General features: G+C 31.9%; 11 protein-coding genes and 1 other RNA gene. 2 read left to right on the top strand and 10 right to left on the bottom strand.

The genetic code is table 11. The annotated features are described in order from the left end of the window. Positions 1-6: 6 nt before the first annotated feature. From C7J89_RS08625 to C7J89_RS08585, 9 genes are all read right to left on the bottom strand, one after another. Entirely contained in the window at positions 7-888 is an 882-nt protein-coding gene (locus C7J89_RS08625; RefSeq protein ID WP_103295408.1) for a 5'-3' exonuclease, read from the bottom strand. Between the two features lie 23 nt (positions 889-911). Beyond that, positions 912-4,352, bottom strand: a complete 3,441-nt coding sequence (locus C7J89_RS08620) for a dynamin family protein (RefSeq protein ID WP_103295409.1) — start codon at positions 4,350-4,352, stop codon at positions 912-914. A gap of 200 nt (positions 4,353-4,552) precedes the next feature. After that, positions 4,553-5,188: an SDR family oxidoreductase gene (locus C7J89_RS08615; RefSeq protein WP_103295410.1), complete on the bottom strand. Its 636-nt coding sequence runs from the start codon at positions 5,186-5,188 to the stop codon at positions 4,553-4,555. Positions 5,189-5,596: 408 nt separating this feature from the next. Continuing rightward, positions 5,597-6,502 (bottom strand): EamA family transporter RarD, encoded by a 906-nt coding sequence (gene rarD / locus C7J89_RS08610; protein ID WP_103295411.1) that lies wholly within the window; start codon positions 6,500-6,502, stop codon positions 5,597-5,599. A 24-nt stretch (positions 6,503-6,526) separates the two neighbouring features. Then, the gene (locus tag C7J89_RS08605) at positions 6,527-7,660 is read right to left on the bottom strand and encodes a THUMP domain-containing class I SAM-dependent RNA methyltransferase (RefSeq protein ID WP_103295412.1); all 1,134 of its coding nucleotides are present in this window, start codon (positions 7,658-7,660) and stop codon (positions 6,527-6,529) included. Positions 7,661-7,809: 149 nt separating this feature from the next. Continuing rightward, an RNA gene (rnpB, locus tag C7J89_RS08600) (RNase P RNA component class B) lies at positions 7,810-8,192 on the bottom strand. Positions 8,193-8,313: 121 nt separating this feature from the next. After that, positions 8,314-8,661: a cell division regulator GpsB gene (gpsB, locus tag C7J89_RS08595; protein WP_061854666.1), complete on the bottom strand. Its 348-nt coding sequence runs from the start codon at positions 8,659-8,661 to the stop codon at positions 8,314-8,316. A gap of 13 nt (positions 8,662-8,674) precedes the next feature. Further along, positions 8,675-9,241 (bottom strand): SLOG family protein, encoded by a 567-nt coding sequence (locus tag C7J89_RS08590; RefSeq protein WP_061854665.1) that lies wholly within the window; start codon positions 9,239-9,241, stop codon positions 8,675-8,677. Then, positions 9,238-9,573 (bottom strand): DUF1798 family protein, encoded by a 336-nt coding sequence (locus tag C7J89_RS08585; RefSeq protein WP_061854664.1) that lies wholly within the window; start codon positions 9,571-9,573, stop codon positions 9,238-9,240. The genes C7J89_RS08590 and C7J89_RS08585 overlap by 4 nt, the downstream gene beginning before the upstream one ends. 257 nt (positions 9,574-9,830) lie before the next feature. Here C7J89_RS08585 and recU point away from each other — a divergent pair, with 257 nt between their 5' ends. Together recU and C7J89_RS08575 are read left to right on the top strand one after the other, a co-directional pair. Next, positions 9,831-10,460, top strand: coding sequence for a Holliday junction resolvase RecU (recU, locus tag C7J89_RS08580; protein ID WP_103295413.1), 630 nt, complete (start codon positions 9,831-9,833; stop codon positions 10,458-10,460). Next, complete coding sequence (locus C7J89_RS08575; RefSeq protein ID WP_103295414.1) at positions 10,457-12,694, top strand: transglycosylase domain-containing protein; 2,238 nt, start codon at positions 10,457-10,459, stop codon at positions 12,692-12,694. Before recU ends, C7J89_RS08575 begins: the two co-directional genes overlap by 4 nt. Positions 12,695-12,712: 18 nt before the next feature. Here the strand turns inward: C7J89_RS08575 and C7J89_RS08570 are convergent, their stop codons facing one another. After that, on the bottom strand, positions 12,713-13,051 hold the full coding sequence (locus tag C7J89_RS08570) for a YpoC family protein (RefSeq protein ID WP_103295415.1): 339 nt from the start codon (positions 13,049-13,051) through the stop codon (positions 12,713-12,715). Positions 13,052-13,055: the final 4 nt, after the last annotated feature.

The following is a 13,055-nucleotide window of genomic DNA, read 5'->3' as shown; positions in this document are numbered from 1 at the left end:
TTTTTATTATTTGAAATGTGTGGCTAAATATTTACCAGACACATACAATTCATGTTCTTTACACACATCTAATGCATTTGTTAATGATGTGCCAAATTGCATTGCTGGCAATAATTGTGCGATATTTAATGGCACCTCTGTGTGAATTTGAGCTAATGTTTTAGAAATTTTTAAATTAGCTAAGTCTGCGTTGATTTTCTTTTGTTGTCCAGCCGTTAATTCGTCAATTGCTGCAATAACATTTTCTACAGAACCGTATTGTTGTATTAACTTAATTGCTGTTTTTTCACCAATACCTTTTACTCCCGGATAACCATCTGCGCTATCTCCCATAAAGGCCTTAATGTCTATTAATTGTTTTGGCTCGACACCATACTCATCAACGAAGCGGTCTAGAGTATAGCGGTTGTAAATATTAAATCCTTTTTTCGTTAACCATATTTCAACGTTTGAATTTATACATTGCAAAATATCTCTATCGCCAGTCACAACATAAATTTCGTTGTCTTCGGAAAGATGATGTGCCAATGTTCCTATTACATCATCCGCTTCATAATTAGTCACACCTACGTTAACAAAACCGAATTGCTCTGATACTTCTTTGACAAAATCAAATTGTGGAATTAATTCTTCTGGTGGTGCAGGTCTATTTTGTTTGTAACCTTCAAACATTTCATTTCTGAATGTCTGTTGCCCCATATCCCAACAAACAGCTACATGTGTAGGATTAATTTCATTTAACGCTGTAAAAACGTGGCGTACGAACCCTTGCACACCATTTGTAGGAATACCTTGAGAATTTTTCATAAATTGATTGTGTAAACTCGTTGCATAAAAGTGACGAAATAGTAAAGCCATCCCATCAACGAGTAAAACTTTGTTAGACATTATAGTAGCCTTCTTTCTTTATGTTACAAAATTTGTGCTAAATCATCATTTGTCGCTTTTAATGATTTAATTAACTCGTCATCAAGTTTAAATGATAGCAATTCTTGAATTTGAGATTGTATTTCTTGTTCTAATTGTTCGTTTATGTCATAAACTTTGTCAGACATATCTGTTACTACATGGTTAAGTCCTTCTCTTAAATCAGCAATTTTTGGTTGTAATTGTGATATTGTACTTTCAGTGATGTCATCTTGGATTTGTTGTTGTACATTTGGTTGAATTAATTTTTTCTTTGTTAATGATTTTGGTAATAGTGATAACATTTCATTGAAATCAACTCTTAAATACGGCTCATCTAAACGTAAAAATGTTGCATCGATTTCTGGTGTAATAAAGACATGTAAATTTTCTAATTTTTGTTTGATTGGTGCCATCTCATTAATATACTGTTCTTCAAAATACTTTTTAATACGTTCAACAAGTAATGACTGTTCTAAATATAGTCGTTGGTGAATTTGGTCTAAATAAATTTTCGTCGCTTTTTTCTTTTCTTCATTAAAGTCACTACTTTTAGTCATTTGACTATTAAAGACTGAACGTACTTCGTCTCGTAATTGAATTTTTAAACGTTCTACTAAATGATATAGCTGGTCATCAACTTCATTATCAGTACTGTTATTAACATTTTGCATTAATGAAGGTTGAATAACATTTTTACCATCATATTTACGTAATTTAGACGTTCTTTCTTCTATTTGGGCTTTATTCGTATCGTATTCATCAATCATTTGTTCATATGCAGTTGAAACATGTTGTAATTGGTTAAGCATTTGATCTTGAAGAATATATTTTGACTCTACGACCGTGAAATGCTCAATATCATCACGTAATGATTTCATCTCACCATCATTTCCCTTAAGCGATTCTCTACTAGAAACCGAATAAATTGTTGGGTCCATATTGACTTGCAGTAAGGCACTTCTCACATAGTCATACACTGCAGTTAAATCGTCATTATTTTCAGCTAAATCAACCGCGTTAATTATCATTTTGAAAGCTTGATTAGAATTTAATTGATTCATGTCTTTCATATGTTCAATAAATTTCTTATCGTTATCCGTAAAGGCATGGTTAAAGTAACTTACATATAATATTAAATCTGATGATGTTAATACTTTTTCTGTTTCATTCGTATGTCGTTGGTTATTTGAATGTAAACCTAATGAATCGACAATAATTTTATCTTCTAACCATGGTAATGGTAATTTTAAGTGTACAGTATTAACGAAAGTAGCATACTCATCTTCTGCACTCCACTTTTTAATTTCATCTTTGGCAATTTTATGAGTTAAGCCTGACGCAATTTTTGCATGATAGTCATTATAGTGTTTTTCGATTGCATTAACAAAAGCAAGTTGATTTTTTTCTAATTGCCCTTTTAATTTGTCATTTACAGATTCAATATATGATGGAATCGTTTCGAAAGACTGACCTGTAACTTCATAAACGCTATTCAGTTCTTCTAGTAATTGCGCTTCTGATTTTAATGTAATTTCACTATCTTCACCATATGAAATTTCGGTCATGGCAGCAGTCGTAGGGTTTGGTGAACTAACTAAATAGTTACCACCTAATAATGCGTTAATTAAACTACTTTTACCTGCACTAAATGTACCGAATACACCTATTTTCACAACTTTGTTATCCATACGTTTGATGGTATTAGCAATATCTTGTTTAGTTTGTTCAAATAATGGAATTTGTTCAATTAGTGATAAGCCTTGTTTAATTTTACTTGTTTGGTCTTCTTTAGCAACTGAAGATTGCGCTTGAGTTTGTGCATGATTTTCTTGTTGTTCTTCTGTCTCAGATAATTCAAACGTAATTTCTTTACGATCAATTAATTTATCTAGAGAATCATCGATATGAATATAATAATGTCTGTAATTTCGTGTAGTTAAAGATTCTCTTAAGTTACGTAAAGCGATAAAATTCTCATAATCATTATAATCATCTTGAGATTCATCATTGATTTCAGACGCATGAGATAAATTTATGGCTTTTTTAAATAATGGATCAGACTCTTTTTTTATAAATTGCTGTATCGCTTTTAATACTTCATCACAAAATGTTAACACGTATTGATTACTAATACTGATTTGTTCTTTATAAAGTTTTTGAACAAGACTTGGCTCTATTACATAATGTTGATTTAGAATAGCGTCATTGACTTCAGAAGAATTAATGAATCTTGTTAAAAAAGACATATCTTCCCTTAATGGTTGTCTAATCTGTTGATTCACCTTATCTTGTAATTGTTCTACTACTAAATTCAGTCGCTCTTCTTGAACTTCTAACGTCTTTTTCTTTTTATTAAATAAGCCGCCTACTTTGAATTGTTTACTTAAACTTTCTAAATAGTTTCTAATTAATTCACGTGTATCATGCGTCATAATATAAGCATTTTCTAATATATCTTTTCTTTTTTGATATAAGAAGTTATATAACTTATCTGAATCATTTAATAATTGCGCTTCTTCACTTACTTCTTGATGTTGTTGGAAATTAATATAGGCTTGGTCAAAATCTTCTTCTTCGATATCTAATTGCGTTAACGTATCTTGAATTTCATTTTGAATATAAGATAGTTGTTCGTCAGTAATAAATTTAACTATTCGATCTACATAGTGTTCAAGTGTTTCTCTGTGACTATCTTTTTCGACTAGATAATCAGATAACGCATTAATTTCATTATTAGGGTCTTCATATTTTGAAACATAAAATATTTTATCTAAATTAATATCCCATTCGTTGACTGATTTTTCTACGCGCTTTTTGAAATCATCGAAATTCAATTCTTCGTCATTATGTTTATCAATTTGATTAATAACAAAAACAATGGGTACATTTGCTTGGTTCAGCTGTTTCATAAATTGGAAATTCAAAGCTGATTGAACATGGTTATAATCTACTGTATAAAAAATCACATTAGACGTATACATAAATTGTTCCGTACTGGATTGGTGTGTCGAAACGTTTGAGTCTACCCCTGGCGTGTCTTGTAGAGTAAAGCCTTTATTGAATTTAGTTGAAGGAAATTTAATTTCGATAGATTCTACGTCAACGTTTTGTCTGTTCATTTGTTTAACTTCATCATAAGAGTCTAATTGAGTATATTGCTTATTACTTAAATTTGCTATAAGACCTGGCTCGTCATCGACAGAAACAATTGCCGTGTTGCTCGTTGTAGGTACCGGAGAACTTGGTAAAATGCTTTGTTCTAATAATAAGTTAATTAATGTTGATTTACCTGCAGAAAAATGACCTACAAATGTTGCTGTATATTGATTTAAATAAACCTTTTTAATTACTTGATTAATAATATGAATAAGTCTATCGTTGCTAGATTTTTCTACTTCCTTTTTTAATTTATATAATATATCGAGTTGCTCTGTGTTACCCATGTGCCAAAGTCTCCTTTAAAACTTACTTATAATTATTTATATTGTATAACAAATTAACCTTTGTCTAAAGTATCACTTACATTATAGTTTATAATATTTTGCTTATTTAACTCTAATGTCTATTTAAACATAAAAAGTCCGCATATATAATCACTTTCGCAAGATTACATAATACGGACTTGAATTGGTGATATGGTTTTTTATAGCCAAGATGGCTTATCACCAGTACTATTTGGTTTATTAATACCAATATTTTCATTGAGATATAACTCAGGATCTTTAGCAATGTTTACAATTACTGCCGCAACACTTTTGCGTGAGACCTCAGTACCTTTGAATGGTTCATTTTTAGCAGTTGTTTCATAATCGATTTCATTTTTATGGCTTAGCCATGCTGGTCTTAAGATTGTGTAATCCAAGCCAGAAGATTCAATGATATCAGCTGCTGTACGATAAACTTTTAATTTGTCGCTAACTTGGTCTTTGACCCATTCACCAAAATTACCAGGTACTTCGTCATAAATACCTAGTGCTGTAACAAATACTAATCGTTTGACGTTTTTATTTGTCATAGCTTTAGCAATGACAGTAGCTTCTTTATCTAATTCCCCTGATAAACTAGCTACTACGAAATCTACATCGTCCATCGCTTTTTCGACATCTTCGTAATTTGTTGCATCCCCTTCGCGGACTCTAATGCGATCTGATGCATAGTCCGGTAATCTATTAGCATCTCTTAAAAAGAGTCGTAACGTATAGTTAGTGTTTTCTAAAAATGAATTGATAGCAGCTTTGGCAACTGCTCCGTTTGCTCCTAATATTAATACTCTTCTCATTATCTCACTCCTACTTAAAAAATTAGTTAACTTTAAAATTGATAGCTAACACTTAGTTTTAATATTTTAACAATATATTTTGTAAACTGTATGGTTTTAAGCACTATATTTCTCATTACATTTACCATAATACAGTTGAGCTAATTATTCTAGTATTAAACTCTATTTAAACACTGTATTTAAAGTGTTAGCGATATGTTGGCATTATTATATTATTGTACAATTCTCAACGTTAGTAAAATGAAATAACTTATGACGCTAACGCTGAAGTGTTTAAATTGATATGCATCGCGATGTAATAAATTATTTTAGGTGAATTGATAGAAATAATTATTTATGAGTTTAATAAAAAGCAAGACACTTACTTTTAGTTAATGTAGTAAGCGTCTTGCTTCAATGTGTATAAAATTATTGAATGACTGGATTTTTACTTTTTTTAATTTTTAGGTATTGTGAAATACTATAAACAATAATACCTAACCAAATAAAGATAAACGTAATAAATTGATGGATATCAAATGGTTCTTTAAAAACAAAGACGCCTAATACAAACATAAGTGTAGGACCGATGTATTGAAGAAAACCAGTTAATGATAACGGTATACGTTTGGCACCTGCAGAAAAAAGTATAAGGGGTATTGCAGTTACGGCACCAGAAAAGACAATCCATAATGAAGAAATATTCATGCCAAAACTATTATGTCCTTGTTGTATGACATACCATAAATATATAATCCCAGCTGGTGCAGTCACGATACATTCAATTGTAATACTACTAATCGCATCTATCGGAACTAATTTTTTAATTAAACCATATAAACCGAATGAAAAAGCTAATAATAATGAAACATATGGAAATTCGCCTATTTCAAATGTCATATATAAGACGCCGATAAAGGCTAATATAATTGCGATCCATTCAAATTTATTGAAGCGTTCTTTTAAAAATATAAAGGCTAGTAAAATACTGATTAGTGGATTGATATAATATCCTAAACTAGATTGTAAAACGTGTCCATTAGTTACGGCCCAAATAAAAGTTCCCCAGTTAATCGTAATTACGTATCCAGCTGCAATAATGGCGATAAGCTGTATAGGTTGTTTAATAAGTTGGTTGACGTTGTTAATAAATGATTTTGTCTTATTAGATATAATTACAATTAAAACCATGAAAATCATAGAAAAGACAATTCTATATGCTAATATTTCAAAGGCGCCAAACCCATGTATTAAGTCCCAGTATATTGGCAAAACGCCCCAAAAGAAGTACGCTGCGAAGGCAAATAAAATCCCTCTTTTAAATTCATTATTCATGTAAACACCTCCGCTTATATTTATTTAGTTTTTCGGTTTCTTAGCTCCCCAATATTGGAAATACGTACATTCAATATAACCATTAAATAATTTTCTTCTTTTTGTAGCTTTTTTGTTTGTTAAGAATTCAAATTCTTTATTGCTCGTTAAGATATATGTAGATAGATATGGGTGTTCGTTCATTAGCTTGCCAATATATCTATACATTTCTTCTACTTCGGCTCTATCACCAATACGTTCACCATAAGGTGGGTTACCGATTAAGGCAACAGGATCTTCCGTATCAATTGTTAAAGTATTTACATCTTTAACAGTGAATTGAATGATATCACCTAAACCTACTTCTTCGGCGTTTCTTTTAGCGATTTCAATCATCTCTGGATCGATATCTGAAGCATAAATCTCAATTTGTCGGTCATAGTCGGCTTCATTTTCTGCTTCATTACGCATATCATTATATAAATTTTCTGGAATGATATCCCATGACTCCGAAACGAAATCTCTATTGAAACCTGGCGCGATATTTTGCGCAATTAAACACGCTTCAATTGCGATAGTACCTGAACCACAAAATGGATCAATTAACGGTGTGTCGCCAGTCCAATTAGCTAATCTAATTAAACTTGCTGCTAAAGTTTCTTTAATAGGTGCCTCGCCTTGTGCAAGTCTATATCCTCTTTTATTTAAACCGGAACCAGAAGTATCAATTGTTAATAATGCTTTGTCTTTTAAAATAGAGACCTCAATCGGATATTTAGCGCCTGTTTCATTCAGCCAACCGCTTTCGTTGTAAGCAGATTTCAAACGTTCAACAATTGCTTTTTTAACAATCGCTTGGCAATCTGGAACACTATACAATGTTGATTTAACACTTTTACCTTGCACTGGAAAACTACCATCTTGGTCTATAAAAGCTTCCCATGGTAAAGATTTTGTTTGTTCAAATAAATGATCAAATGTTGTTGTTGTAAATTGGCCAACGACAATCTTGACTCTGTCTGCAGTTCTTAACCATAAATTACATTTAACAATCGCAGCTTCGTCACCCTCGAAGAAGATTTTTCCATTTTCTACTGTTGTTTCATAGCCTAATTCTTGAACTTCTTTAGCTACAATTGATTCAAGTCCCATAGGACATACAGCTAATAATTTATACATATTGTTTCTCCTTAAAAAAGTATATATTCTATCGTATCAAAAGTTGTTTTAAATAGATATAAGTTAAACTTTTATATTAAATATTGATATTATTTTTAAAATTAAAAAAGCTCTCCTATATGGGAGAGCTTTGCAACTAGTGATGATATTTTTGTAAGCCATGTTCTGTACCGTTGTACTCATAACGTGTTCTAGTTACACTGGTACGCAGGTGGTAACCATCTGTCTACACTTCTTTTAATCGTAAAAGAATGTCTCGTTTATACGTTGAATTCCGCTAAACAAGTGCTCCTACCAAATTTGGATTGCTCACTCGAGGGGTTTACCGCGTTCCACCTTTTATATTTCTATAAAAGCTACGTCACTGTGGCACTTTCAAACTATTTTAACCATATTGAAACAACTTAGGTTATTTCGTTGCCGTCAAATTAATGCCTTGACTTATTGTTTCGTCAAGCACGAACACTACAATCATCTCAGACTGTGTGAGCATGGACTTTCCTCTATATCGCTATAGCGATTACCCAAAATACCATCTTTAAGATTGTATCATTTTATTTAAAGTTAAACAATCAAATTAAAGTAGGTTTTGAAAAAATCAAAACCTACTTTAGTATGTACTGAAACTCATTAATTGCAGTTACATAGTAAGTTTATTTACCAAATACTGCTTTTTCTAAGTTAGAAATACGTTTAAGAATATCTACGTTATTGTTACTGTTGTTATTGTTGTTGTTACTGTTTGATGAGAAGTTTTTATTTTCTTGTGGTCTTGTTGTCGCAACGCGTAATCTTAAGTCTTCAAGTTCCTTTTTTAGTTTACTATTTTCTTCGGAAAGTTTTACTACCTCATTATTTAAGTCGGCCATCTTTTGATAATCTGCAATGATATCATCTAAAAATGCGTCAACTTCTTCCCTTCTGTAACCACGAGTCATCGTTTTTTCGAAATCTTTTTCGTAAATATCTTTTGCTGATAGTTTTAATGAAACATCTGACATTTTTCTCTCCACCTCATTCAAAACTTTGTTCTTGAGACCATTGTAAATCGTTAATGAACTCTGTCAATTCATCAAACGTCACTATGTCACAAGTATAGTTTGTTTTATCTTTAAATTCAACTAACTTCGTTTTAAAAAACTTTGGGCTTGCCTCTTGTTCTTCGTCATAAATTAAAATTGTTTGATCTGTATGGTCCAACATAAATTGATCGGTCTGTTGGAATTGATGTGGTCCCTCATAGTTAGTATGGAAAACACTGTCTACAAAATCAGCTTGCTGTTCTATTTGCATATACTTGCTTTTGTTAACATCGTTCCATCTTTCTGTATGACCATAAAATGGCGTAATAATACCTAGTTTTAACTCAGGATAAGTAGCTTTTAATGATAATACTACTTCGGCTGCCCATAGTTCTATACCGAGTTGACCCTGTACTAATACCCATTCTAAACCTTCGTCAATCAATTGTTTTAACTTATGTTCGATAAATTGCTTTAAATAATATACTTCAGGGGCGTCATCTTTAAAAATATTCAACTCAAAAGATTTATAACCGGTGATATAAATTGTTTTAATCATAATGGTAACTCACTTCTGTGTATATAGCCTAAATCATATTGCACAGCCTTTAGTTTTTCCATAAACAATTTCCTGCTTGTCCTTTTAAAATGGCACTCAACCGACAACGTTTCTATATTAGAAATTAAAATTTCAAATTTCTGTTTGTTCATATAAGAAAGACTTAATATTTCGGTTTCATGTGCTTTAATTTGAGTGAGTAAATTATCGATATGAATTGTAAAAGGTTTAACTACCTCATAAAAATCATAATCCCCTTCTTCTTTGGCAATCTCATAACGCGTTTGCATAAGTTGTACATCATTTATTAAGTCATCAATAAATTGTGGCATGAGATAACCTCCTACACAATAAATTTACCATAAAAGGCATTTTGAGTCATTTATAATGTGAAATTATATTTAAATTAAAATTATGATATTACTTCTTAGAATGATTGTTTAATTTTAGAAAGAGCGTTAAAATGTATAAGGATGTATGTAGTGCTACACACATACATGTTTACCTTTCTCACGAGATAGTATAATCACTTGAGTTCATATACTATAGAAAGAAGTATTTTGAATTTGAGACGAGTGTGGTGAAAAACATGAATTACCCTAATGGCAAACCATTTATTAATAGAAATAAGGCTCAGGTCGGACGTAAACAATCTACGCAATCTAGTAACATTGACTATGGTGGTAGAGGTATGTCACTAGAAGGTGATATTGAAAAGAGCAATACTTATTATTTACAACACGGTGTTGCAGTAATACATAAGAAACCAACACCTGTTCAAATTGTAAACGTCGACTATCCTAGGCGTAGTAAAGCCGTGATTAATGAGGCTTATTTTAGGACACCATCTACAACCGATTATAATGGCTTATATAGTGGCCATTACGTAGACTTTGAAGCAAAAGAAACTAAAAATAAAACTTCCTTTCCACTAAGTAACATTCATGAACATCAAGTTAAACATATGAAAGCTTGTTATAAACAAGGAGGCATCGTATTTTTATTAATACGTTTCAAATCGCTAGATGAAGTCTTTCTTTTGCCCTATTCTAAATTTGAATTTTTTTGGGATAGATATAAAAATAACATTAAAAAGTCTATAACGGTTGAAGAATTTAGAAAAAATGGTTACTATATTCCTTATCAGTATCAACCACGATTGAATTATCTCAAAGCAGTTGATAAGTTGATATTAGATGAAAGTGAGGACCGCGTATGACGGAGAACAAGAGGACTTCCGATGCAAACAACAATGGAAAGTCCGAGAAAAAAAAGAATAGAAATATCAAGCGTACAGTCATTAAAATCATTGGTTTTTTAATCATTGCGTTTATCGTTTTAGCGCTTGTAGGTATTTTGTTATTCGCTTATTATGCATGGAAAGCGCCAGCATTTACTGAGTCGAAATTACAAGACCCTATCCCAGCTAAAATTTATGATAAAGACGGCAATTTGATTAAAACAATTGATAATGGCCAACGTCGTGCTCATGTGGATCTTGATGAAGTGCCAAAAAACATGAAAAGTGCAGTATTGGCTACTGAAGATAATAGATTCTATGATCATGGTGCTTTAGACTATAAACGTCTATTCGGTGCTGTTGCGAAAAACCTTACAGGTGGTTTTGGTTCACAAGGTGCATCTACGTTAACACAACAAGTTGTTAAACGTTCATTTCTTACAGACCAAAAATCTATCGCACGTAAAGCACAAGAAGCATACTTATCTTACCGTTTAGAACAAGAGTATAGTAAGGATGAAATATTCCAAATATACTTAAACAAAATTTATTATTCTGACGGTGTTTACGGTGTCAAAGCTGCAGCTAAATATTATTTCAACAAAGATTTAAAAGATTTAAATCTAGCTGAATCAGCATATTTAGCAGGTTTACCTCAAGTACCGAACACTTACAACATTTATGATCACCCTAAACAAGCAGAATCAAGAAAAGATACGGTACTTTATCTAATGCACTATCACCATAGAATAACTAAGAAACAAAAAGAAGAGGCTGAAAATACGTCACTTCAAGATAACTTAGTTAAACGTACTGACAAACAACGTCAAGTTACAGATAAGAATGAGCATCCAGAGTATGATTCGTACATTAACTTTGTTAAATCAGAATTAATGAATAATCCAGAATTCAAAAATAAAAATTTAGGTTCTGTATTAAACAGCGGCATCAAGATTTATACAAACATGGATAAAGATGCTCAATCAACATTACAAGATCGCATTAATAATGGTAGCTACTACAAAAATAGTGACCAACAAGTTGGTGCTTCAATCTTAGACAGTAAGTCAGGTGCACTAGCAGCAATTTCTGGTGGTCGTAACTATAAAGATATTGTAGATAGAAACCAAGCAACTGATGCACACCCTACTGGTTCTTCTTTAAAACCGTTCTTAGCATACGGTCCAGCTATAGAAAATATGAACTGGGCAACTAATCACGCGATTAAAGACGAAAGCTCTTATCAAGTAGACGGTGTAACATTTAGAAACTATGACACTAAAGGTCACGGTACAGTTAAGATCTATGATGCGTTACGACAAAGTTTCAATATCCCAGCATTAAAAGCTTGGCAACAAACAATCCAAGACGCTGGTAAAGACGCACCGAAGAACTTCGCTAAAAAAGTTGGCTTAGATTATAGTAGTGACATTGGCCCTTCTGAAGTACTTGGTGGTTCAGCTTCTGAATTCTCACCTACACAATTAGCTTCAGCATTTGCTTCAATTGCAAATGGTGGTACTTATAACAATGCACACTCTATTAAAAAAGTTGTTAAACAAGATGGCGATACGATTGAATACGATCACACTAGCCATAAAGCTATGAAAGACTCTACATCTTACATGCTTGCTGAAATCCTTAAAGGTACATTCGAAGCATATGGTTCAGCATATGGTCATGGTGTAGAAGGCATTAACCTAGCTGCCAAAACTGGTACAGGTACTTATGGTCAAGAAACTTATCAACAGTACAACTTACCTGATGACGCAGCAAAAGATGTTTGGATAAATGGATTTACACCTAAATACACAATGTCAGTGTGGATGGGCTTCAATAAAGTCAAACAAGGTGGTACTAATTCATTCGTTGGTCATACTGAACAAGAATATCCTCAATTCTTATTAAAAGACGTCATGTCTCAAATTAATCCAAAAGATGGTGCTGATTACAAAAAACCAGATTCTGTTGGTGGAGATGATAAGGATAGCTTGTACATTAAAGGCCATAAAGATGACGACACTACTGATAACAAACCAACTGGTCAAGGTGGTAGCAGTAGCTCAAGCTCATCAAGTTCAAACAGTAATAGTTCTAGCAATAATTCAAGCAATTCAAATAGTCAAAGTAATAATAACTCAAGTCAACAACAAGGCAACTCTACTTCAAATAGAAGCGCCAACGCGTTAACTAAATTATTTACTTTTAACTAAATAATAAAAGCTCCGGTCTCAATTATTGAGACCGGAGTTTTTTTGTCTTATTTGATAAGATGCATTCATTTTTATTAATTCAGATTTTAAAGTTTTCATTTGACGATAACCCATAAAATGATATTTTCTTTGCTGCATATATTGATAGCGTTCTTGAAAATTCATAGGAACGACAGGTAGTTGTTCAACTTCATCTAAATTTAACGACTGAATGTTATTTATTTGTTTAAAATAATCAATAATTAAATCAAAGTATTGATCTAAGTATGGTTTTGCCTTATCAGATTTTAGTTGTTTATGATGTGCAAAATAATCCAACTCTGCTTCTATACTATTAAAGTCATCTTTAGTAATCATATTT

Source organism: Staphylococcus kloosii, assembly GCF_003019255.1.
GTDB lineage: Bacteria > Bacillota > Bacilli > Staphylococcales > Staphylococcaceae > Staphylococcus > Staphylococcus kloosii.
This window is presented reverse-complemented; position numbering and strand designations above follow the sequence as displayed.